This window comes from Ruegeria sp. H3 (assembly GCF_056533095.1).
On record NZ_JBQFOD010000013.1, the window covers coordinates 59,942 to 82,015 of the forward strand.

At 57.7% G+C, this 22,074-nt stretch carries 31 protein-coding genes; 20 read left to right on the forward strand and 11 right to left on the reverse strand.

The genetic code is table 11. From position 1 onward, the window contains the following. Position 1: 1 nt before the first annotated feature. On the reverse strand, positions 2-922 hold the full coding sequence (gene cbiB / locus ACR0JE_RS15395; RefSeq protein WP_480864791.1) for an adenosylcobinamide-phosphate synthase CbiB: 921 nt from the start codon (positions 920-922) through the stop codon (positions 2-4). Beyond that, positions 919-1,878, reverse strand: a complete 960-nt coding sequence (gene cobD / locus ACR0JE_RS15400) for a threonine-phosphate decarboxylase CobD (RefSeq protein WP_480864792.1) — start codon at positions 1,876-1,878, stop codon at positions 919-921. Before cobD ends, cbiB begins: the two co-directional genes overlap by 4 nt. Before the next feature lie 183 nt (positions 1,879-2,061). On the opposite strand from cobD, the gene ACR0JE_RS15405 reads away from it, so the two are divergent. Beyond that, on the forward strand, positions 2,062-2,424 hold the full coding sequence (locus ACR0JE_RS15405) for a response regulator (RefSeq protein ID WP_170531391.1): 363 nt from the start codon (positions 2,062-2,064) through the stop codon (positions 2,422-2,424). Here the strand turns inward: ACR0JE_RS15405 and ACR0JE_RS15410 are convergent. Continuing rightward, positions 2,406-3,395, reverse strand: a complete 990-nt coding sequence (locus tag ACR0JE_RS15410; protein WP_480864793.1) for a glutathione S-transferase family protein — start codon at positions 3,393-3,395, stop codon at positions 2,406-2,408. The genes ACR0JE_RS15405 and ACR0JE_RS15410 overlap by 19 nt on opposite strands. A gap of 215 nt (positions 3,396-3,610) precedes the next feature. Between ACR0JE_RS15410 and ACR0JE_RS15415 the strand changes: the two genes are divergently transcribed. Next, a complete protein-coding gene (locus ACR0JE_RS15415) occupies positions 3,611-3,964 on the forward strand; it encodes a hypothetical protein (protein WP_170531387.1) in 354 nt (117 codons plus the stop codon). A gap of 80 nt (positions 3,965-4,044) precedes the next feature. Here ACR0JE_RS15415 and ACR0JE_RS15420 read toward each other — a convergent pair whose 3' ends face one another. Then, complete coding sequence (locus tag ACR0JE_RS15420) at positions 4,045-5,217, reverse strand: MalY/PatB family protein (protein WP_480864794.1); 1,173 nt, start codon at positions 5,215-5,217, stop codon at positions 4,045-4,047. 97 nt (positions 5,218-5,314) lie between these two features. Between ACR0JE_RS15420 and def (ACR0JE_RS15425) the strand changes: the two genes are divergently transcribed. From def (ACR0JE_RS15425) to ACR0JE_RS15445, 5 genes are read left to right on the forward strand one after another with little or no spacing between them, the layout of a single operon-like run. Continuing rightward, the gene (def, locus tag ACR0JE_RS15425) at positions 5,315-5,833 is read left to right on the forward strand and encodes a peptide deformylase (RefSeq protein ID WP_480549979.1); all 519 of its coding nucleotides are present in this window, start codon (positions 5,315-5,317) and stop codon (positions 5,831-5,833) included. Then, positions 5,830-6,324: a peptide deformylase gene (gene def, locus ACR0JE_RS15430; protein WP_480549978.1), complete on the forward strand. Its 495-nt coding sequence runs from the start codon at positions 5,830-5,832 to the stop codon at positions 6,322-6,324. Before def (ACR0JE_RS15425) ends, def (ACR0JE_RS15430) begins: the two co-directional genes overlap by 4 nt. Before the next feature lie 2 nt (positions 6,325-6,326). Further along, positions 6,327-7,241: a methionyl-tRNA formyltransferase gene (gene fmt / locus ACR0JE_RS15435; protein ID WP_480549977.1), complete on the forward strand. Its 915-nt coding sequence runs from the start codon at positions 6,327-6,329 to the stop codon at positions 7,239-7,241. A gap of 7 nt (positions 7,242-7,248) precedes the next feature. Further along, positions 7,249-7,485: a hypothetical protein gene (locus tag ACR0JE_RS15440; protein ID WP_480864795.1), complete on the forward strand. Its 237-nt coding sequence runs from the start codon at positions 7,249-7,251 to the stop codon at positions 7,483-7,485. A 1-nt stretch (position 7,486) separates the two neighbouring features. Then, positions 7,487-7,723, forward strand: a complete 237-nt coding sequence (locus ACR0JE_RS15445) for a GlsB/YeaQ/YmgE family stress response membrane protein (protein WP_170531376.1) — start codon at positions 7,487-7,489, stop codon at positions 7,721-7,723. A gap of 46 nt (positions 7,724-7,769) precedes the next feature. On the opposite strand, the gene ACR0JE_RS15450 is transcribed toward ACR0JE_RS15445, so the two are convergent. The 7 genes from ACR0JE_RS15450 to ACR0JE_RS15480 form a co-directional block, all read right to left on the reverse strand. Next, positions 7,770-8,366, reverse strand: coding sequence for a COG3904 family protein (locus ACR0JE_RS15450; protein WP_480826562.1), 597 nt, complete (start codon positions 8,364-8,366; stop codon positions 7,770-7,772). A gap of 65 nt (positions 8,367-8,431) precedes the next feature. Next, positions 8,432-9,055 (reverse strand): trimeric intracellular cation channel family protein, encoded by a 624-nt coding sequence (locus ACR0JE_RS15455; protein WP_480826563.1) that lies wholly within the window; start codon positions 9,053-9,055, stop codon positions 8,432-8,434. After that, positions 9,052-9,519: a ribonuclease HI gene (gene rnhA, locus ACR0JE_RS15460; protein ID WP_480544985.1), complete on the reverse strand. Its 468-nt coding sequence runs from the start codon at positions 9,517-9,519 to the stop codon at positions 9,052-9,054. Before rnhA ends, ACR0JE_RS15455 begins: the two co-directional genes overlap by 4 nt. Then, on the reverse strand, positions 9,512-10,105 hold the full coding sequence (locus ACR0JE_RS15465) for a class I SAM-dependent DNA methyltransferase (RefSeq protein ID WP_480864796.1): 594 nt from the start codon (positions 10,103-10,105) through the stop codon (positions 9,512-9,514). The genes rnhA and ACR0JE_RS15465 overlap by 8 nt, the downstream gene beginning before the upstream one ends. Next, positions 10,102-10,554, reverse strand: coding sequence for a DUF3429 domain-containing protein (locus ACR0JE_RS15470; protein ID WP_480864797.1), 453 nt, complete (start codon positions 10,552-10,554; stop codon positions 10,102-10,104). The genes ACR0JE_RS15465 and ACR0JE_RS15470 overlap by 4 nt, the downstream gene beginning before the upstream one ends. Further along, entirely contained in the window at positions 10,551-11,501 is a 951-nt protein-coding gene (gene ispH, locus ACR0JE_RS15475) for a 4-hydroxy-3-methylbut-2-enyl diphosphate reductase (RefSeq protein ID WP_480864798.1), read from the reverse strand. The genes ACR0JE_RS15470 and ispH overlap by 4 nt, the downstream gene beginning before the upstream one ends. 190 nt (positions 11,502-11,691) lie before the next feature. Next, on the reverse strand, positions 11,692-12,261 hold the full coding sequence (locus ACR0JE_RS15480) for a LabA-like NYN domain-containing protein (RefSeq protein ID WP_480864799.1): 570 nt from the start codon (positions 12,259-12,261) through the stop codon (positions 11,692-11,694). A 137-nt stretch (positions 12,262-12,398) separates the two neighbouring features. Here ACR0JE_RS15480 and folK point away from each other — a divergent pair, with 137 nt between their 5' ends. The 13 genes from folK (at position 12,399) to ACR0JE_RS15545 (ending at position 22,074) form a co-directional block, all read left to right on the forward strand. Beyond that, positions 12,399-12,968, forward strand: coding sequence for a 2-amino-4-hydroxy-6-hydroxymethyldihydropteridine diphosphokinase (gene folK / locus ACR0JE_RS15485; protein ID WP_480544990.1), 570 nt, complete (start codon positions 12,399-12,401; stop codon positions 12,966-12,968). Positions 12,969-13,062: 94 nt separating this feature from the next. Continuing rightward, on the forward strand, positions 13,063-13,416 hold the full coding sequence (gene rpoZ, locus ACR0JE_RS15490; RefSeq protein ID WP_142639234.1) for a DNA-directed RNA polymerase subunit omega: 354 nt from the start codon (positions 13,063-13,065) through the stop codon (positions 13,414-13,416). A gap of 25 nt (positions 13,417-13,441) precedes the next feature. Then, on the forward strand, positions 13,442-15,574 hold the full coding sequence (locus ACR0JE_RS15495; protein ID WP_480864800.1) for a RelA/SpoT family protein: 2,133 nt from the start codon (positions 13,442-13,444) through the stop codon (positions 15,572-15,574). A 16-nt stretch (positions 15,575-15,590) separates the two neighbouring features. After that, positions 15,591-16,232 (forward strand): DUF2062 domain-containing protein, encoded by a 642-nt coding sequence (locus ACR0JE_RS15500; RefSeq protein WP_480864801.1) that lies wholly within the window; start codon positions 15,591-15,593, stop codon positions 16,230-16,232. A gap of 49 nt (positions 16,233-16,281) precedes the next feature. Next, positions 16,282-17,028 carry a pyridoxine 5'-phosphate synthase gene (locus tag ACR0JE_RS15505; RefSeq protein WP_480864802.1) on the forward strand — a complete coding sequence of 249 codons (747 nt, stop codon included), beginning with the start codon at positions 16,282-16,284 and terminating at the stop codon, positions 17,026-17,028. Continuing rightward, the gene (locus ACR0JE_RS15510; protein WP_480864803.1) at positions 17,025-17,648 is read left to right on the forward strand and encodes a LysE family translocator; all 624 of its coding nucleotides are present in this window, start codon (positions 17,025-17,027) and stop codon (positions 17,646-17,648) included. Before ACR0JE_RS15505 ends, ACR0JE_RS15510 begins: the two co-directional genes overlap by 4 nt. Further along, a complete protein-coding gene (locus ACR0JE_RS15515; protein ID WP_480864804.1) occupies positions 17,648-18,142 on the forward strand; it encodes an ABZJ_00895 family protein in 495 nt (164 codons plus the stop codon). Before ACR0JE_RS15510 ends, ACR0JE_RS15515 begins: the two co-directional genes overlap by 1 nt. After that, complete coding sequence (gene acpS, locus ACR0JE_RS15520) at positions 18,139-18,582, forward strand: holo-ACP synthase (protein ID WP_480864805.1); 444 nt, start codon at positions 18,139-18,141, stop codon at positions 18,580-18,582. The genes ACR0JE_RS15515 and acpS overlap by 4 nt, the downstream gene beginning before the upstream one ends. 31 nt (positions 18,583-18,613) lie before the next feature. Continuing rightward, on the forward strand, positions 18,614-19,441 hold the full coding sequence (gene lepB, locus ACR0JE_RS15525) for a signal peptidase I (RefSeq protein ID WP_480864806.1): 828 nt from the start codon (positions 18,614-18,616) through the stop codon (positions 19,439-19,441). Continuing rightward, positions 19,438-20,115 (forward strand): ribonuclease III, encoded by a 678-nt coding sequence (rnc, locus tag ACR0JE_RS15530; RefSeq protein WP_480544997.1) that lies wholly within the window; start codon positions 19,438-19,440, stop codon positions 20,113-20,115. Before lepB ends, rnc begins: the two co-directional genes overlap by 4 nt. 22 nt (positions 20,116-20,137) lie before the next feature. Further along, on the forward strand, positions 20,138-20,656 hold the full coding sequence (locus ACR0JE_RS15535; RefSeq protein ID WP_480864807.1) for a GNAT family N-acetyltransferase: 519 nt from the start codon (positions 20,138-20,140) through the stop codon (positions 20,654-20,656). A gap of 183 nt (positions 20,657-20,839) precedes the next feature. After that, on the forward strand, positions 20,840-21,748 hold the full coding sequence (gene era, locus ACR0JE_RS15540) for a GTPase Era (RefSeq protein ID WP_480864808.1): 909 nt from the start codon (positions 20,840-20,842) through the stop codon (positions 21,746-21,748). Then, positions 21,745-22,074 (forward strand): DUF1491 family protein, encoded by a 330-nt coding sequence (locus ACR0JE_RS15545; RefSeq protein ID WP_480864809.1) that lies wholly within the window; start codon positions 21,745-21,747, stop codon positions 22,072-22,074. The genes era and ACR0JE_RS15545 overlap by 4 nt, the downstream gene beginning before the upstream one ends.

Below are 22,074 nucleotides of genomic sequence, written 5' to 3' on the forward strand. Positions count from 1 at the left end.
TTCAGAAAATAAACGTGATCCCAACCCACACTGACAGAAGGCCGAGTGCAAGCCCCCAGACCCGCCACAAGATGGTACATGCGCGGAAAATCTCCTCAGCTCCGATCTCACGCTTGGCGTTTCCGTTTACCCAGGCCAGATCGCGGAGCTGTCCATCATAGCTGCGCGGCCCAGCCAATGCGATGTTCAGGGCCCGCGCCATTGCAGCCTCAGGCCATCCCGCATTGGGCGAGATATGGCGGCGCGCATCTGCGATGATCTCGGACCAGCGGGACCATTGGCCCGACAGAGCGATGATCATCAGACAGGTCAGCCGTGCCGGGATCAGGTTCAGCAGATCGTCGAACCGGGCCGAGGCCCATCCGAATGCGTGGTGCTTTTCCGTGCGGTAGCCGATCATGCTGTCGGCGGTGTTGACGATTTTGTAGATCAACAGCCCAGGCAAGCCGCCAATCAGGAACCAGAAGGCAGGGGCGATGACCCCGTCACTCAGGTTTTCTGCCGCGCTTTCGATGGCCGAGCGGGCGATTTGAGCCTCGGTCATATCCGTCGTGTCGCGGGATACGATCATGGCGACCTTGGCTCGACCTGCCTCCACTGACTGTTGAAGCCCGTTACCTACGGCTCGCACATGCGAAACAAGTGAGTTCTGGGCCAGAAGGATGGCGCAGATGACTCCTTCGGCAACCGGGCCAAGTAAGGCCAGCGCCCAGCCCAACAGGCCAGCTAGGCCGATCAGTAGGATCAAAGCACCTACGCCCTTCAAGCGTTGATATGGCTCTTGGTTCAGGGTCTTATCAAGCGTGCCAACCGCTTTCCCCATGATCACCGCAGGGTGACGCACGCGGGACCAGAGCCAATCGGGTTCGCCCAGTGCCGCGTCCAGCAGCATGGCGCAAGCCAGCACAAAGGCCGTGCTCATAACGCGTTTTCCAGCCGGCTCCACCCGTCTGATGGGGGCAGTCCAAGGCGCAGATAGGTGTCGGAATAGGGGAAGATGCGGCTCCAGATGTGTGCGCTGGCCAGACGGTCCCGCCAACCTCGTGCGTTGTCGACCTTGTAAAGACGAAACAGCGTGGTGCCGCCGACCAGCTGCGCGCCGCTGTCCAGTAGCAAAGTGTCCAGACGATCGGCGTTGGTTGCCAGTTTCGCGCGCGTCTCTTCGGCCCAGTTCCTGTCTTGCAAAGCGGCGGTTCCCGTTCGCAACGCTGGTCCGGATACCGCCCAAGGACCGGTCAGGTCGTTCAGCCGAGAGATCATGCCAGGCTGACCAATCGCAAAGCCCAACCGCAGCCCAGCCAGGCCCCAGAACTTGCCGAAACTCTTTAGTACAACGACACCTGGGCGGGCGGATAACTGGATCAGAGACGCCTCTGGGCTCACGTCGCAGAAGCTTTCATCAATCACGGTCAAGGGCGCATTGGCATCCTCTTCACGCCAGAGGCGTCCGTCTGGGTTGTTCGGGTGCACCAGAACGCGCGCATCGGCCGACCCGTATTCCTGAACTTGCCAGCCTTGCACGGCAAAGGCAGCAGCATGTTCGTTATAGGTAGGCGTCGTGATTTGCACCCGCCCAACGGGCGCAAGCGCGGGTAGGCGTGCAATCACAGCGGATGCGCCGGGGGCAGGCAGTATATGTGCAGTTTCGGGCACATTCCAAAAACCCCGTGCTGCCTCACAGAGCCGTTCAAAAGCGCCATGATCGGGCAATTGGGCCCAATCTTCGGGTTGGAAGGCTGGCAGGTCATAGGGGTGCGGGTTGATACCGGTCGACAGGTCTATCCAATCGCTTCGAGTGCCGCCATAGTGCTTGATCGCCTGATCCAGCCCGCCGCCATGGTCGCGTTCGGCGCGCGGATTCAACATGTTTTCAGTCATCGCGCCTCAAGCCTCAAACGCCGAATTCGCCTTGCTTCAAGCGGATTTTTGCCGTTTTGACAAGCAAATCCGCGTGATCAGCGCGTGTCGCTGGCGTCGTTAACACTTTGTTAAGGAAATAACGGGATCACAGACCACGGGGGTCGGCACCACTCACCATACCAAGTGCCGAGGTTGTTGCAAATGAAAGTTCTGATTGTTGAGAGTAACCCCGACCTTGGTCGGGTCTGGAAAAGACATCTTGAGAGACAAGGTGCAGATGTTGAACTGGTCACGGGGCAAGAGGCTGCGATCCTCGCGCTCTATAGCACTGCGTTTGACATTATCGTGCTGGATCTGGTGCTGGAAAGCGGCAGTGCCTTGGCTGTGGCTGACTTTGCCAGCTATCGTCGCCCCGAGGCGCGGGTGATCTTTGTTACCAACACAACGTTCTTCTCGGACGGGTCGATCTTTGCCCATAGCCCCAATGCCTGTGCCTATGTGCAAAGTGGCACGCCGCCAGAGGATCTGGCGGCGATGGTTGAACACTACGCAGCGGGTCGCTGATCGCGGCCATGCGGTTCCATGTAGTCCAGCACCGGGTTCACCGGGATGATCCGGTGCGGATTGATGCTGTCATGGCTATAATGATAGTGCCGCACGATGTGGTTCATGTTTACCGTCTGAGCGACTCCGGGCCATTGATATAGCTCGCGGGTATAGGCCCAAAGGTTCGGGTAGTCGACCAGCCGGCGCCTGTTGCACTTGAAATGCAAGTGATAGACCGGATCGAACCGGATCAGGGTTGTGAATAAGCGCCAGTCCGCCTCGGTCACGCGATCCCCCATCAAATAGCGACTTCGGCTTAGGCGGTCTTCGAGCCAATCCAGTGTGTCGAACAACGGACCTACGGCGGCATCGTAAGCCTCTTGCGAGGTGGCAAAGCCAGATTTGTAGACGCCATTGTTGACGTCAGAATAGATGCGAGCGTTGACCTCTTCGATCTGAGCGCGCATCTCTTCGGGCCAATAATCATCTGTGTTGCCGGTGATCCCGTCGAAAGCCGTGTTGAACATGCGGATGATTTCCGAGCTTTCGTTCGACACGATTGTCTCTTGTTGTTTGTCCCAAAGGATCGGCACGGTAACGCGACCGGAATAGGCGGGATCGGCCTTGCTATAGATCTGATGGGCGAAATCGAGGCCATAGAGGTCATCACCCGTTGCGCCGTGATTGTCTGTTTCGAACGTCCAACCTTTGTCCAGCATGTCCGGATGCACGACTGAGACGGGGATCAGATCACGCAGCCCTTTGAGTTCGCGGAAGATCAATGTGCGATGTGCCCAAGGGCAGGCGTGCGAGACATAGAGGTGATAGCGATCCGGTTCCGCCTTGAAGCCGGCCCTACCCGATGGTCCAGCGCTGCCATCAGCCGTTAGCCAGTTGCGAAATTGCGCGGCGCTGCGTTTGAACGCCCCGCCGGTGGACTTAGTATCGTACCAAGTATCGTGCCATGTCCCATCGACCAGCAAACCCATTGGTCATCCTCCGCATTTTGAGTCTGCAGCAAAGATAGGAGGGCAGGGATAGCCACGCCACATCAGCCTATGCGCATCTGGCCTGCGCCTTTGCACAGTCATGCTTGCGATGGCTGCGCAATATTTTGCCACCCGGTCAGGTGTATGTGACGAAGTTCACTGGATTTTTACGCTCGCATGCCCACAATAATAGATACAATAGGGGGAATAGTTTGATGAGTACTTATGTTTCCAAGGAGATTCGCGCCGAATTAGACGCCGCACGAATCGCCGCCCTTAAAAAATCCAGCCGTTTGCGGGTTGAGATGGGCGACAATACCTACAAAATTCTGAAATTGTGGAAAGACGGTTTTACGGTCGAGGCCGCGACAACGCCACGCCTGCGTGGGTTGGTCGATATCTATGACGGGGCGAACCATTTGTACCAATGCCTGATCATCGCGGATGAGGATGAAGGCGGCGAGATGCGATACGAGTTCAAGCGCAGCACAGCGGCGCATGATAAGGCACCGCTGGATTTCTACCGCGCACCGGACGCACCAATCGCGTTGTTGGGGCACGAGGACTAGGGCCTTAAGGCTAGATCGAAGCCGGGTGCTCCGTAAGGAAGTACGCCCGGCTTTGTGTTTTCTACGCAAAAGCAGATCGCTTATTGCAAATCCGAGAAGGCCTCTTTCAGCCGCGCACAGGCGTCCTCAACCCGCGCGCGCTGGGTTCCCAGATTGAAGCGCAGGAAGTTTTCGCCGCCTTTGCCAAATGTTGTGCCGTGGTTGACCGCGATTTTGGCGGTCTGTTCGACACGGTTGGTGAATTCGGCACGCTCCATCCCGGTTCCCGAGAAATCGACCCAGGCAAGGTATGTTGCTTCGAGCGGCATCGACCTGAGGCCAGGGACGTTGGCAATGGCGGTATCGAATACCTGGCGGTTCGCGTCGATATACGCGACCTGATCATCCACCCATGCGGCACCCTCCGCCGAATACGCGGCTGCCGTAGCAAACTGGCCGACCGAGTTGGGTGCGAGCGACAAGGCAGCCATACGTTTGGCGAATTTGCCGCGCAATTCAGGGTCGGGGATGATCACTTGACCGGTGTGCAGCCCTGCGATGTTGAACGTCTTTGATGGCGCAGTCAGCATCAGCAAGCGGTCGGTAATCTCAGGGGCGGCGTTTTGCATCGGGATATGAGTGTGACCCGGAAAAACCAGATCGTGGTGTATCTCATCCGACAGGATCAGCAGGTCATGACGCTTGGCGAAATCGGCAACGGCTTGCAGCTCGTCCTGACTCCAGACCCGACCGCCGGGATTATGCGGCGAGCACAGGATGACCATCTTCTCGTTTCCGGTCATCTGTTCGTCATAGGCGTCGAAATCCATCTCATACCGACCGTTGGTATTGCACATCTCGCATTCAACAACTTCGCGCCCGGCATTCCGGATGACTTTGGCAAAGGCGTGATAGACCGGGGTGAACAACACGATCCCGTCACCCGGGTTGGTAAAGGTGTCCAGGCACATGCCAACCCCGTTGACCAGACCCGTGGTTGTAAAGATAGCATCCGCTTCGACCGCCCAGTCGTGACGGGTGCGCATCCACCAGCGGATGGCGTCCTTATAGGGTTGATCGAGGTTTACGTAGCCAAAAACGCCATGGTCCAGCAACTCGCGCATCTTACTCAACACGGGTGGCGGTGCGCGGAAATCAGTATCGGCGACCCACATCGCCAGGCCGTCATCGGCTGGCACGCCGTAGACCGGCTCCATCATGTCCCATTTGGCGCAATGGGTGCCGTGGCGGTTGATGAGGTCGTCAAAGCTCATGGGTGTCTCCTGTATGATCGCTCTGCAAGCTATCCGGAATTGCAGCACGTGCAAGGGGGGCGTTGCGGCGGCGGGCGCGATGTCCTAAATCAGCCCCATGAAACGCACTATTTTGATCCATCCCGATCCACGTCTGAAAAAGGTCTGCGCACCGGTGGCTGACCTGACAGACGATTTGCGCAAGCTGGCTGATGATATGCTGGAGACGATGTATGACGCGCCCGGTGTTGGTCTGGCCGCGCCGCAGATTGGTGTGTTGGATCGGCTGATAGTATTGGACTGTGTCAAGGAAGAGGGCGAGGCCCCACGTCCGTTGATCATGTTTAACCCCGAGGTCATTGCCTCCTCCGATGAGACCAATGTCTATGAAGAGGGCTGCCTGTCGATCCCCGAACAATATGCCGAGGTGACGCGCCCCAAGGTTGTGGACGTCGCCTGGATGGATCAGAACGGCAACCCGCAGCAAGAAACCTTCGATGGGCTTTGGGCGACTTGCGTGCAGCATGAGATTGATCATCTGGATGGCAAGCTGTTCATCGACTACCTGAAGCCACTGAAACGGCAGATGATCACGCGCAAGATGCAGAAGCTGAAGCGTGAAAAGGCGCGGGCATGAGCGTTCGGACTTGCCTGCCCTGGCCCGACAAGCGCCTGCGCACCAAGGCCGAAGACGTTGCCGAGATCACAGATGACATACGCGCCATCTGGGACGACATGATCGACACGATGGAGGCGATGCCAGGCGTTGGCCTTGCCGCAACCCAAATCGGTGTGATGCTGCGGTTGGCCGTGGTGGATGGCTCGACCGAGCGGGGCCGGGCGGTGCGTTTGGCGAACCCGGAAATCCTGCATAGTTCAATCGAGATGCGTGAGCATGATGAGGCCAGTCCCAACCTGCCAGGTGTGTCGGCCAAGGTGAAACGCCCGCGTGCTGTAACGGTCAAGTTCCTGAATGAAAACGGGATGATCGACCGCCGCGATTTCGTGGGGATCGAAGCCACCAGCGTGCAGCACCAAATCGATCATCTGAACGGCAAGATGTATTTCGACCGGCTTAGCAAGGTCAAACGCGACATGCTTCTGCGCAAAGCCAGGAAACAGGGGTAACGATGCGCGTCGTTTTCATGGGTACGCCCGATTTCTCGGTCCCGGTTCTGGATGCGCTGGTTGAGGCCGGACATGAGATTGCCGCCGTTTATTGCCAGCCGCCACGTCCGGCGGGCCGCGGCAAGAAAGATCGCCCGACGCCAGTTCATGCACGCGCCGAGGCGCTGGGCCTGGTGGTACGTCATCCGGTGTCTCTGAAATCAGCCGAAGAACAGTCCGCTTTTGCGGCACTGAATGCAGATGTGGCGGTTGTGGTCGCTTATGGGCTAATCCTGCCACAAGCCATTCTGGATGCGCCTGCGCAGGGCTGTTTGAACATCCATGCCAGCCTATTGCCGCGCTGGCGCGGGGCGGCCCCGATACATCGTGCGATCATGTCGGGGGATGCAGAAACCGGCGTCTGTATCATGCAGATGGAGGCTGGGCTGGATACAGGCCCCGTCCTGTTGCGGCAAGCAACACCGATCCAGACCGAAGAGACAACGGCCCAGTTGCACGACCGCCTGTCAGTCATGGGTGCGGCGCTGATCGTTCAGGCGCTGAACCGCCTGTCTAATCTGACGCCCGAGCCGCAACCCGATGAAGGCGTCACCTATGCCTCGAAGATCGACAAGGCCGAGGCTCGGATCGACTGGTCACGCAGCGCTGCCGAGGTTGATCGCCAGATACGCGGCCTTTCTCCATTTCCCGGTGCATGGACCGAGATCGATGGAGAGCGGATCAAGTTGCTGGCCTCACGTTTGGCAGAGGGGCAGGGCGCGCCCGGTGAGGTTCTGAACGATGATCTGCACGTGGCCTGCGGCCAATGCGCGGTCGAGCTGCTGCGCTTGCAAAGGGCAGGCAAAGGTGCGCAGGATCGGGAAACCTTCCTGCGGGGCTGGCCGATCCCGCCGGGCACGCGATTGGCATCGGAGTAGCGCATTCATGTTCATGGTCTTGATGGGTACTGTCGTGATCGCCGGGATTGTTGGATACCTGTCGGAGAGAACCGGCTTTACCCATAATGGCTATTTGCAATCTATCATCATCTGCGTGGGCGGGGCATTTCTGTTCTATTTCGTGCGCATCATGTTCGGCATCAGCTTTGGTCCTCCGGGGCTGGATGCAGTTTTGTCCTCCATCGGGGCGCTGATCATCGTGCCGACCCATTGGAGGAAGTGACATGCCCGTTATCGCCCTGATCATCATCGGTGCCGCTGCGGGTTTTCTGGCGACCCGTCTGATGCGGATCGAATCCGATATACCGACAACGATGTTGATTGGCATTGTGGGAGCGCTGGTTGGCGGTTTCCTTCTGCGAGCCCTGGCGACGATGATGGGCTGGTTGTCTGGATTTGTGGGGGCTGTACTCGGGGCGTTGCTGGTGATCTGGATTTGGCAGGCAATTCGTCGTCGATAGCAAGCTTCGTTGGCCCTATGCTGTCCGAGCAAATGCAATGTGCGTCTTAGCGTTCGTCGCAAACTGTTGCTGAGCTCAGACGAGTTGCGGTGAGACTGGTCATATCGAACCGGTTCGCTTCGGCCGCGGTCATCCAGTGCATGTCTTCAGCCGGGGCAGCTTCGAGCGTGAACCAGTAGAAGTCTTCGTCCACGCCGATATCTTCGAAGTAGTCGAGATAGCGGTCATGTTCGGCGTCATCCTCTGGCAACTCTGTCGCAACCAATCCCCCACCGCTCCAGCTGTGGACACCGACGCACGCGCCAGGTTGCAGAACACGGGAGTTCCCGGCCAGAAAAAGATCGGTCCCGCCCGATGCGACCAGCCCATCAGAGGGCACAACCGTAGTCATCCCGCTCTCATGAACAACGCGGCTGAAGATGACATTCGCATCGTCATCGACCGATCCTTCGATTTGCTGCAACACCAGCGTTTTGGCTTGAGGATTCTGCGCAATCACCTCTTCAAACGCATCCAGCGTGGTGTGATCAATGGTACCTGCGGCAATGATCTGATCCCCTTGGGAGACAAAGCTGACAGGCGTGTATTGCTCGGCGCAGGCGGTCAGGACGGTCAGGCTCGTCAAAATCGCATATGCTTTCATCAGTCTTTGACCTCCAAAGTCTAGCAGACTGCAAACAGCCCAAAGATGGTGCGTAGGTATCGAGCTTATTGTCGCGGTGGACGGGCCTTGTAAACCGGTAGTTGCCAGCCAAACAGCAAAGAGCCAGCTCTGAGAACCCAGCAAACAAGAGCACATAACCCAAGAGCCAGCAGGCCCTCTAGCCCGAATTTGGTGGCCAAAACCGCGCTCAATGCGCCTGCTAAGGCGCAGGAGACATAGAGTTCACCCTGTTTCAGCACCAGAGGCACCTCATTGCAAACCACATCGCGCATCAGGCCGCCTAGACATCCGGTTGTAACTCCCATCAACACCACGATGATCCCGGATTGGCCCAATGAAAGCGCGGCACCTGTTCCGGCAGCAACGGCGATGGATAGGGCGAAACTGTCCAGCCAGACCAGCCAGCTATATCTGCTTTCAACCAGATGAGCGGTGAAAAACACCAGAACGGCGGCGCTGACTGCGATCAGGATGTAATCCGGCTGACCAACCCAAAAGACAGGATGTCGATCCAGCAGAAGGTCCCGAACGGTGCCACCTCCCACTGCCGTCAGGCAGGCCATAAATGCAAACCCCACAAGGTCAAGCTGCGCACGGCTTGCAACCAGCGCGCCGGTCAATGCAAAGATCAGGACCGAGGCATAGTCGAGCAGTGCAAGCCCGTTCACGCCTGCGCCTTTTTGGGTTTGAAAGGGGCCATGCCGGCGCGGGCCAGTTCATCGGCTTTTTCATTTTCGGGATGACCCGCATGGCCTTTGACCCATTCCCAGGTCACATCATGGCGTTCTTGCGCGGTATCCAGACGTTGCCACAGGTCGACATTCTTGACGGGTTTTTTGTTCGACGTTTTCCAACCGTTCCGCTTCCACCCGAAAATCCAGCCGGTGACGCCGTTTTTGACATAGGCGCTGTCGGTCACGATGGTGATACGGGATGCGCGTTCTAGCGTTTCCAAGGCGCTGATTGCGGCCAGCAATTCCATGCGGTTATTCGTTGTCTCGGCCTCGCCACCGTTTAACTCGCGCTCTTTCAGGACCTTCTCACCCTCGATCGCGCGCAGCAGCACGCCCCAACCACCGGGGCCGGGATTGCCAGAGCAGGCTCCGTCCGTGTAGGCGAACAGTTCAGGCATGGGCGGCCAGTGCGATGTATTCCGAGACCGAGCCGTCAAGTCCAGTACCGCTGCCTCGTCTTCGGTTCGTGATGGTGAAGCCGGCATCTTCCAGATAAGTCTTCAATTCGTCCTCGGAGTAGTAACTGTAATATCGACCCAAACGGTCAGGCCCGTCACCTTCGCCCAGTTTCATGGCGATAAAGAACGCACCACCGGGTTTCAGTGCGCGGTGAATAGCGCTCAGGTGTTTGGGAAATTCTGCCCGCGTGGCATGCAGCAGGCTAAAATTGGCCCAGATGCCATCATAGATGCCCACGACTGTAAGGTCGGAAAACGTGGCTTGTCTGGCCGATACACCGGGGTGTTCCGAGGCCAGTTTCACCATTTCTTCCGATGCATCCATTGCGTCGACTTGTAATCCGGCCTTGGCCATGATTGCAGAGGATGCGCCCGGTCCACACCCGAAATCCAGCACTTTGCCACCGGCGGGCACTGCTTGGATGAACCGACCTAATTGAGGATCGCCCGTGTTGTCTTCATTCGTCAGCTCGGCGTAGCGCGTCGCCTGAGCGTCATAGACGGATATGGTGTTGCTGTCGCTCACAGATAAACTCCAACTGCCAAGCAAAGCAGTACAGCCACGGTCAGCAGAATGCGAAGTCGCATCCACCAGTTGGGTGCCAAACCCCAGTACCAAAAGATGGCGTCCAAGACCAAAAGTCCCGCAAAGCCAGCAATCAGGTTGTTGCCTGCATTCACCGGCCCGCCACCTGTCATAAAAAAGGCCCAGAGCGCAGGCAGAACCGAAAGGGTATACCCCACTGTTGCTCGGCTACCTGATGCTTTGGTTGCAAAACCCCAAAGCACCCCAGACATGAAACTCAGAATGACCGAGCCGTAAAACAGCTGGATATATGGCCCTACGAAACGCGCGCCAAACTGCCGTGAACCCCACGCGTTCAGATCACTGTTTAGATAAGTCAAAGCACCCCAGATAAACGGGATCAACCCCGCCAGACCTAAGTACAGTGCGGCCCTGGGCACACCATTCATGCCGGCTGCCTAAGCACACGGGGCACTTTGAATTCCACGTTTTCCACGGCGTTTTCAGCCAACTCAACTGTAACGTCATAGCGTTCACGGAAAGCGTCGACGACCTCGTTCACCAGTTGCTCGGGGGCCGAGGCACCGGCTGTGATGGCCACGCTGGCAATGCCCTCAAGGGCGCGCCAGTCGATATCGGGTGCGCGTTGAACCAGTTGCGCATAGCTGCATCCGGCGCGCGAGGCGACCTCGACCAGACGTTTCGAGTTTGACGAGTTCGGCGCGCCGACCACCAATAGGGCGTCTGACTTTGGGGCGACGGCTTTGACAGCTTCTTGCCGGTTTGTGGTGGCGTAGCAGATGTCTTCCTTATGCGGCCCTACGATGGCTGGAAAGCGGTCCTGCAAGGCTGCGATCACGTCTTTCGTGTCGTCAATCGACAGGGTGGTCTGGGTCACGAACGCCAGCTTGTCCGAGTCTCGTACCTCGATATCAGCGACATCTTCGACCGTTTCGACCAACAGCACTTCGCCTTCGGGCAATTGCCCCATGGTGCCAATCGTTTCCGGGTGTCCTTTATGGCCGATCATCACCATCTGCAGACCGGCATCGAAATGGCGTTGCGCCTCGATATGCACCTTTGACACCAGCGGGCAGGTCGCATCTACAAACAGCATCTCGCGCCTGGATGCCTCAGCCGGGACAGATTTTGGAACGCCATGAGCCGAGAAGATCACAGGCCGATCATCCGGGCATTCGTCCAACTCGGCCACGAAGACAGCACCTTTGTCGCGCAGGCCGTCTACGACAAACTTGTTGTGAACGATTTCGTGACGGACGTAGACAGGCGCGCCCCACTTCTCCAGCGCCATTTCAACGATCTTGATGGCCCGGTCTACGCCTGCACAAAATCCGCGAGGGGCGGCCAGATACAATGTCAGTGGTGGCTTGGTCATGTCGGTGTCTCCTTACGGCACAGGTAAGTCTTTTCCCGGCATTGGTCCAGCCGCCAGATCTGTCATCCATCTGACATGAATCGGTGTTAGCCAGCCGGTGTTTGAGCACCAAGCTATAGTTAATGAAGCGCGGCCAGATCAGTGAGCCTTGGCCGCGCGACCTTCCTAGCCTTTTGGGGCTAAGCTTCGATCAGGTTCCGACTGCGACGCTGCGGGGTTCAGCCGGCATTTCGCGCGGGGGCCGCCCGATTACATCGCGTAGGTCTTCCAGTTCGATAAAGTTGTCGGCCTGGCGGCGGAGCTCGTCCGAGATCATCGGCGGTTGGCTGCGGATGGTTGAGACCACCGAAACGCGCACGCCCTGTCGTTGCAGGCTGGCAATCAGTGGGCGGAAATCCCCATCGCCCGAGAACAGCACGATATGATCAACCCGCGGTGCCAGTTCCATCGCATCGACGGTAAGCTCGATATCCATGTTTCCCTTGACCTTCCGACGCCCCATGCTGTCGGTGTATTCCTTGGCCGGCTTGGTCACCATGGTGAAGCCGTTATAATGCAGCCAGTCTACAAGCGGACGGATCGGAGAATACTCATCATTTTCCAGAAGCGCTGTGTAATAGAAAGCCCGAAGCAGTTTACCTCTGCGCATGAATTCCTGTCGCAGCAGCTTGTAGTCGATATCAAATCCAAGCGCTTTGGCGGCCGCATAAAGATTGGAGCCGTCGATGAACAGCGCTAGCCGTTCGTCTTTATAAAACATAAATAGTCCCTTCCGGTATAATACAGCGCGGTGAGTGATGTGTGAGTGGGTGTAAAAATGTCGCGCTTTGGTGCCCCTATAATTAGGGCTTTTGTTGGGCATCGCAAGTATGCAGTTGACCGAATATACGGCCTCATATGAGTGATTCTGTGCCAAAAACCATCGTTGCCTTGGGGGCAAATCTCAGTTTGGGACGAACTGAGCCGCACTTGACGTTACGGCAGGCACTTTCGGCTCTTTCGGAGAAGGGCCTGGTGATTCGCGACGTCAGCCGGTTTTTTTCCACACCGTGTTTTCCCGCAGGTGCGGGGCCTGATTATGTGAATGCGGCTGCGTCGATTGAAACGGCCAAGGCTCCGGTGGAGTTGTTGCAGGATTTGCATGCCGTGGAACATGAGTTCGGTCGAGAACGCGCGCAGCGATGGGGCATGCGGACCCTTGATCTGGATCTGATCTGCTACGCGGATCAGGTATTGCCAGATCGCGCCACTTTCGATCTTTGGTGTGATCTTGATCCGGATCTGCAGGCGCGGGCGGCCCCGGACGAGCTGATCCTACCGCATCCGCGTCTTCAGGACAGGGCGTTTGTGCTGATTCCTATGGCCGACATTGCGCCGGACTGGCGGCATCCGGTGCTGAACAAGACTGTGATGCAGATGATGGCTGCCTTACCCGCTGCAGACGTGGCTGAGGTCACGCCACTGTGATTGGTGCAGGGGCAGCATTTCTTGCTTGTCAAGGCGTACAATCGGCCTTAGATAAACCTCTTCCTGACATGGACTCAGTAACGGAGAGCGCCCAATGGCCCGCGTGACGGTTGAAGACTGCGTAGACAAGGTTCCGAACCGGTTCGAACTGGTGATGCTTGCCGCCCACCGGGCGCGCGAGATTTCTGCCGGCGGTCCGATCACCGTTGACCGTGACAACGACAAGAACCCTGTCGTGTCGCTGCGCGAGATCGCCGACGAAACCCAGAGCGCGGATGAATTGCGCGAGCGTCTGATCGAAGCCAACCAGACCCAGATCGAGGTTGATGAGCCCGAAGAAGATCAGATGGCATTGCTGATGGGTGCAGAAACGGACAAGCCCGCCGATGACGACATGTCCGAAGAAAAGCTCCTGCGTGCTCTGATGGAGGCGCAAGGCCAGGGTTAACCCCAGCGATAAAGGTGCGGACCGGATGATTTCAGCAGAAGACCTGATTGCGCTGGTCCGCAATTACAATCCCAAGACAAATGCCGAGCGCATCGAGCGGGCCTATGAGTTTGGCCATCAGATGCATGAGGGGCAGTTCCGCCATTCTGGCGAGCCCTATTTTACCCATCCCGTTGCCGTTGCCGCCATTTTGACCGAACAGCGTCTGGATGATGCGACGATCATCACGGCGCTTTTGCACGACACGATTGAAGACACCAAAGCCAGCTACGGCAAAGTGGCCGAGCTGTTCGGGGATGAGGTCGCCAAGCTGGTGGATGGCGTCACCAAGCTGACCAACCTGCAGCTTTCTAGCCGCGAAACCAAACAGGCTGAGAATTTCCGCAAGCTGTTCATGGCCATGTCCAAGGACCTGCGGGTCATTCTGGTCAAGCTGGCTGACCGTCTGCACAACATGCGCACGATCAAGGCGATGCGCCCCGAAAAGCAGGTGATCAAGGCGCGCGAGACGATGGATATCTATGCGCCACTTGCAGGCCGGATGGGGATGCAATGGATGCGTGAGGAACTGGAAGACCTCGCCTTCCGCGTTCTCAACCCCGAAGGCCGCCAGTCGATCATTCGCCGTTTCATCACGCTGCAACGCGAAACCGGCGATGTGATCCACCGGATCACCGGTGATATGCGGCATGAATTGGAAAAGGCAGAGATTGAGGCCGAGGTCTTTGGCCGCGCCAAGAAACCCTATTCAATCTGGCGCAAGATGCAGGAGAAAGACCAGGGTTTCTCTCGACTGTCTGACATCTATGGGTTCCGCATCATCACCATGACCGAGGAGGATTGCTATCGCACGCTTGGAGCCATACATCAGCGTTGGCGCGCGGTGCCAGGACGGTTCAAGGATTATATCAGCCAGCCGAAATCGAACGGATACCGCTCGATCCACACCACAGTGTCGGGCCGCGATGGTAAGCGTGTCGAGGTGCAGATCCGCACCCGTCAGATGCATGACGTCGCCGAAACCGGGGTCGCAGCGCATTGGTCGTATCGGGATGGTGTGCGCACCGAAAACCCGTTTGCCGTAGACCCGGCCAAATGGATTTCGAACCTGACTGAACAGTTCGACAACGAAGAAGACCACGAAGATTTCCTCGAAGCCGTTAAGCTGGAAATGTATTCCGACCAGGTCTTCTGTTTCACGCCCAAAGGCGATGTGGTGAAACTGCCGCGCGGGGCGACACCAATTGATTTCGCCTATGCGATCCACACCCGGATTGGCCACGCCTGTGTCGGAGCAAAGGTGGATGGCATTCGGGTGCCGCTATGGACCCGGCTCAAGAACGGACAATCGGTGGATATCATCACCGCAGATGGACAGACGCCGCAGGTCACATGGCTTGAGATCGCGGTGACAGGCAAGGCCCGCACCGCGATCCGACGTGCGCTGCGTGAAGTGGACCGCGAGCGCTTTATCCGATTGGGCAAAGAACTGGCGCGCTCGGGCTTTGAACATGTGGGCCGCAAGGCGACCGACAAGGCGTTGGACACTGCGGCCAAGCATTTGCGCATGAAGGATCGTGATGAACTGCTGGCGCGATTGGGCAGTGCGGAACTGACCGCCCATGACGTTGTCGAGGCCGTCTATCCCGAACTGACCAAGGATGAAGGCGATGCGATCCCGATGCGCCGCGCGGTGATTGGCCTGGAGCCGGGGCAGAAATTCGACCGTGCACCTTGCTGCCAGCCGTTGCCCGGTGAGCGCATTGTTGGCATCACCTATCGCGGTAAAGGCGTTGAGGTGCATGCAATCGATTGCAATCGATTATCAGAATTCGAAAGCGAGCCAGAGCGCTGGGTCGATCTGCATTGGCATTCCGGCACTCACCCTGCCGCCTATGGCGCGACGCTTGATCTGACCATCGGCAATGACGCCGGGGTGCTGGGGCGAATTTGCACATTGATTGGTGAGAAAAAGGCCAATATCTCGAACCTGGAGTTTGTTGATCGGAAACCAGATTTCTACCGGTTGCTAATCAATGTTGAGTTGCGTGACCTGGAACAGTTGCATTCGCTTATGCTGATGCTTGAGGCTGAAAGCGATGTCGCCGCCGTTGAGCGACACAGGGAACAGGCGAAACCAGTTGTGGCAGCTGGCTGAGTAGGGGTGATCGCGAGTGGTTTTCAAGCGCCGAGATCGACGCTCGCCTGTCCAGATCGCATCGGAGTTCGTCTATCCGCGCGGTGGATGGACCCGCGCCTTTCACTACGTCAAACATCGGGTGCGGCGTCTGCCGGATTCCCCTGATCGGATCGCCCGTGGCATCGGCGCCGGAGTTTTTGCAGCCTTTACGCCGTTTTATGGGATGCACTTCGTTGTTGCCGCGCTTTGTGCACGCCTGATCAACGGCAATATCCTTGCGGCGCTCAGCGGGACGTTCTTTGGTAATCCCCTGACTTATGTACCGATTGGTGTGATCTGCCTACAAACAGGCCATTTCATTCTGGGCACAGAGTTCGACAAGAGTGTTGAGCGCGGGTTGATGGGTAAGTTCGCCAGCGCGTTGGGCGATCTCAAAAACAACTTTCTGTCGATATTCACCGACCGTGTCGCGGACTGGCACGGGCTTGGCGTGTTTTATTACGAGGTGTTTTACCCCTACCTCGTTGGGGGCATTCTGCCCGGCCTTTTGGCCGGAGCTATATGCCACTACCTCAGCCTGCCGCTGATCCGCACGTATCAGCAACGCCGCCGCGACAAGATCAAGGCGAAATTCGACGAAATCAGACGACGGGCGGAAGAATCCACTGACGCTTAGACAACAAAGCCTCTAGGTTCAGGCCAAACACTGCAAAAGGAATCGAACGATGTCTGACAACCAATTGCGCCTGGGTGTAAACATCGACCACGTCGCCACCGTACGTAATGCGCGTGGTGGGGCTTATCCTGACCCTCTGCGTGCTGCCAAGCTGGCCGAAGAGGCTGGGGCCGATGGCATCACCGCCCATTTGCGCGAAGACCGTCGCCATATCTCTGACGCCGATATCGACGGGCTGATGGAGGTTCTGTCGGTCCCGCTGAACTTCGAGATGGCGGCAACGGACGAGATGCAGAAAATCGCCCTGCGCCACAAACCGCATGCTGTGTGTATCGTTCCCGAAAAGCGCGAGGAGCGCACAACCGAGGGCGGGCTTGAGGTGGCGCGCGAGGAAAACAAGCTGGCGCATTTCATTGCGCCGTTGCGCGACGTAGGTTGCCGCGTGTCGATCTTCATCGCCGCCGATCAACGCCAGATCGAAGCCGCGCATCGCATTGGGGCCGAGGTCATCGAGTTGCACACCGGTGCCTATTGCGATGCCCATGCCGAAGGCCGCATGGAGGAGGCTGCCCGCGAGCTTGAGGCGCTGCGCACAATGTCGAGCTTTGCGCATTCTCTGGGGCTTGAGGTGCATGCCGGCCACGGACTTACCTATGACACGGTTCAGCCGATCGCTGCCTTCCCTGAGGTGAAAGAGCTGAATATCGGTCACTTCCTGATTGGCGAGTCGATCTTTCTGGGCCTCACGCCTGCCATCCAGCAGATGCGTCGTCTGATGGATGAGGCGCGCGCATGATCACATACGGCTTCATTGCGATCTGGTTTGCCTGGATCATGGCCGGGGGCTCTCCGGGGCCTGCAACCATGGGCATCGCAGGAACCGCAATGAACGAAGGCCGCCGCGCCGGGTTGGCCTTCGCGTTGGGCATTTGTGCTGGCTCTGCAGCCTGGGGGATCGCCGCTGCACTGGGCCTGTCGGCGATCATGCTGGCCAATGTCTGGGTTTTCGAAATCATCCGATATGTGGGCGTGGCCTATCTGGGCTGGCTTGCCTTCAAAGCTCTGCGCCGCGCGATGACCTCGGATGAAGTTGCTTTGGGCCAACCTGTCACAGGTTCTCTGCCGACAATCTTTGCCAAAGGCGCTGCAATCCACCTAACCAATCCCAAGGCAATCCTCAGCTGGGGTTCTATCTACGCCATTGTCGCGCCGAACGATGCCAGCTTGCTGATGTTGCTTGGGTATTTCGCGCTGCTCTATGTCGGGTCGTTGCTGATCTTTATCGGCTATGCCTTTCTCTTTTCCTCAAGCCGCATGGTCCAAGGTTACCGCCGCGCCCGCCGCTGGTTTGACCTGGCATTTGCCGGGTTCTTCGGGCTGGCGAGTTATAAGATTCTGACGGTGCGGTTGGGGTGATGGCTGAACCCCCTAATGTGAGGTGCAAGCCAGTCTCGGGTTTTACAAGCTATGCTTGCAGGTACCTGTTGGCGCGTTTCTCGCTAACTGTGTGTATCCAGGCATACGTAATAGCCACAGGAGCTTATGTTTCGACCATCGCAGTGTCGCAGCTGCCCCTAATTTATGCCGCATACCGATTTGCAGCGGAGTTTCACCAAAGCCATGGGCGTGTCATGACGATAAGCGAGATCTGGCTGTCGGCTTTTCTTGCTACGATACTAGTTGCCTCGCTTGAGGTAACAATTTCCATCGTCGGTTCGTACTTTTTTGTTGGCCCATCTTTTTTTGACCAAGATATCGTGTACATTAGAAATGTGCATTTAGGAGCGTTCTACGCAGCAATTTTCGCGGCGACGGCCTTTGCGTTCGTATTCAATGTCTTCTTTTTCTGGGCCGGAAACAAAACCGAGGAACTAAAGTCGAAGCGGAATTCGGGGTGCACACAGAAATGATCCTCGGCATCGGCACAGACCTCGCAAATATTGACCGCATTCAGGGCACGCTGGATCGCTTTGGCGACCGGTTCCGCAACCGTGTCTTCACCGAGACCGAGCAGCGTAAGGCCGAACGCCGCGCTGACACCGCTGGCACCTACGCCAAACGCTGGGCCGCGAAAGAGGCGTGTTCCAAGGCGTTGGGCACTGGTTTGCGTATGGGTATCTCGTGGAAAGATATGGCGGTCACCAACCTTAAAACCGGTCAACCCGTGATGCATGTCACCGGTTGGGCGGCCGAACGGCTCAAGGAAATGACGCCCGAGGGGCATGAGGCAATCATCCATGTCACCCTGACGGATGATCACCCTTGGGCGCAGGCTTTTGTGGTGATCGAGGCCAGACCCCTTGCTGACACGGCTGCGGTCTTGACTTGGCCCCAGTCGCCCCGCATGTAGCATCCCAACAACGCAATGACCGGAGAGCAGTATGGCCGAGGACGCCAAAACAGGTAACCCCGTGTGGGAGACGATCAAAACCATCGTCTATGCCCTTTTGATCGCGGGCGTTTTCCGCACCCTGTTCTTTCAGCCGTTCTGGATTCCTTCCGGCTCGATGAAGCAGACCCTGCTGATTGGCGACTTTCTGTTCGTGAACAAGATGGCTTATGGCTACTCTTATGCCTCCTGCCCCAGCTTGAACTTTATGAACATCGATGCCGAAGATATCTGTGGTTGGCTGCCCGGCGATGACAACACACGTATCTGGGGCGGCGAGCCCGAGCGCGGTGATGTCATTGTGTTCCGACATCCGGTTACGGGGCGGGACTACATCAAACGTCTGATCGGTTTGCCGGGTGACCGCATTCAGGTGCGCGAAGGTCAGATCATTTTGAACGGCACGCCGGTGCCGCAACAGCCTGACGGGGTGTTTACAGAAATCGCCGAACCCCAGGGGCCGCAACGCCTGCGCCCGCGCTGTGAAAACGGGCCGGTTGGAAATGGCGGCACCTGCGAAAAGTCGCGCCTAATTGAAACTTTGCCCAATGGCGTGTCCTATGATGTGCTGAACATCGGCAATCAGGGGTCAGACAATACCGGCATCTATACGGTGCCCGAAGGCCATTATTTCTTCATGGGGGACAACCGCGACAACTCCGCTGATAGCCGTCTGCCGCAATCCGCGGGCGGCGTTGGTTACGTGCCCTACGAAAACCTGATCGGTCGCGCCGACCGGATCATGTTCTCGTCCGCCGGGCGCTCCATGCTGTTCTTCTGGACTTGGCGCGGGGATCGGTTCTTTAAGGCGGTGAATTGAAGCTTTCATCCGAGATAAAAGCATTCCAGCAGCGTTTGGGATACGAATTCACCAATCCCCAACTGCTGGTGCGCGCATTGACTCATGGATCAGTGTCTTCGGCCACGCGGCCCGATAACCAGCGGTTGGAGTTTCTGGGGGACCGTGTGCTGGGGTTGGTTATGGCGACTGCGCTCCTAGAGGCGGACAAGAAAGCCACCGAAGGCCAGTTGGCGCCGCGCTTCAACGCGTTGGTCCGCAAAGAGGCCTGTGCCGATGTCGCTCGCCAGATTGATCTGGGGGCCGTCCTGAAACTGGGCCGGTCCGAGATGCTGTCGGGTGGTCGCCGCAAACAGGCACTGCTTGGCGATGCGATGGAGGCGGTCATCGCGGCCATCTATCGTGATGCTGGTTTTGAGGCGGCGCGGGACGTCATCATAGCCCTATGGGGCGAGCGCATTCATAAGGTTGAAGCCGACGCCCGTGATGCCAAAACCGCGCTGCAGGAATGGGCGCAAGCCCGCGGTCAGAAACCTCCGGCTTATGTCGAGGTCAAACGCACCGGCCCCGACCACGCCCCCATTTTCACCATCGCTGCCCGTCTGCAGGACGGCACTGAGGCGCAGGCGACCGCAGGCTCGAAACGCCAGGCCGAGCAGGCTGCTGCGAAATCTCTGTTGGGTCAGTTGAGTTGAGCTGTTTCGCCGAATTCGGAACATGAAGATCAGACCGGCACAGATAGCGGACGCTGCCAGCCTTGCGGCATTGTCGATTGAGGTCTGGATCAGTACCTACCTGCGGCATGGCGTAAACGCTTTCTTCGCCGAGTTTGTTCTGTCCGAATTCACGACCGCCCAGTTCGAGGCTCTGCTTGAAGAGGGGGGCGATATGCTGATGGTCTCTGAAAACAGCGACGGGATCGACGGCTATATTCGGCTAGCAGAGAAACGCGTTGCACTCGTTGATGGGCTTTCCGATCTTGAGGTCCTGACGTTTTACGTCCAGCCCCGCCATCACGGTAAAGGCATAGGTTCCGCATTGCTGGATGTTGCGATCGAATATGCTCGGGATCTAGGCCGTAATGGAATCTGGCTGACAACCAATTCCGAGAACAAACCTGCGATTGATTTCTATCTGTCCAAAGGGTTTGAGCAGGTTGGTGTCACGGATTTCCGTATTGGGGATCAAGCCTACCCGAACCATGTGCTGGCTTTGACGATACCAGGGCAAGCCTAAAGTCAATCTGCTGGGTAAAGCCGCTTGGCCCGGTCTTCCAATGCTTGATGGCATGACACTGAAGCGTCCAGCTTCCCGAATGCTCCAGAACTACGCTACCCGCTCGGAACGCGACAAATCCCTCTGGCCCGCAGCGCCATTCTGCTATACGGGTGCGCACTTGCAAACAGGATCGCAGCACACATGACCACACGCGCCGGATTTATCGCCCTGATCGGAGAGCCCAATGCAGGCAAATCCACCCTTCTGAATCGAATGGTCGGGGCCAAGGTCTCGATCGTGACGCATAAGGTGCAGACCACACGCGCGCGCATTCGCGGTGTGGCGATGGAGGGCGACGCGCAACTGGTTTTTGTCGATACGCCCGGCCTGTTCAAACCCCGCCGCCGCCTGGATCGCGCCATGGTCGCCGCCGCTTGGGGCGGCGCTGCGGATGCGGATGTGGTTGTTCTGATGGTCGAGGCCCATCGCGGCATTACCGAAGGCGTTGAACGCATCCTTGAAGGTCTGGAAGAAATCGGACAGGGCCGCAAAGTTGCGCTGGCCATCAACAAGATCGACAGGGTTCAATCCGAAGTCTTGCTGACCCTGACCAGCGACCTGAACGCGCGCTACGCCTTTTCCGAGACGTTCATGATCTCGGCCGAAAAGGGTCACGGCGTTGATGATCTGCGGAAATGGCTGGCTGGCGAGGTGCCCGAAGGCCCGTGGCTGTATCCCGAAGACCAGATCGCGGACCTTCCGATGCGTATGATTGCCGCCGAGATGACGCGCGAGAAACTGACCCTACGCCTACACCAGGAACTGCCCTATCAGCTGACGGTCGAGACCGAAAACTGGGAAGAGCGCAAGGATGGCTCGGCCAAGGTCGATCAGGTCATCTATGTCATGCGCGACGGCCACAAGGGCATCGTTTTGGGCAAACGAGGTGAGACGATCAAGGCTGTAAGCCAGGCTGCACGCGCGGAACTGGAAGAGTTCCTCGACCGCAAGATCCACCTGTTCCTGCAGGTCAAAGTCCGGCCCAACTGGCTGGAGGAATCCGAGCGCTATTCGGAAATGGGGCTGGACTTCAAAGACGGCAACGCATGACTCGCCTGACCGCCGAATTCTGGGTGCATGCCTATCTGGCGCGCTTGCGGTTGCAGGATATACCGGCATTTGTTGTGGCCCATGGGGACAACACGGCAGGCGCGGTGCTGGTCAAGATCAATACGCTAGACGGGCAGGCAATCGCCTATCAACGCAGCTTTGACCTTATGAGCGGTGAGCGGAAATGGATTGAGCTATCTTCGGGGCCCGAAGGTGATGTTGACGCCGCCCTGACCAGACAGCGTAGCTTTGACCCCGATCTTTGGGTGATCGAGGTCGAGGACCGGCAAGGGCGGCATATGTTGGGCGAGGAGGGGTTGGAGTAG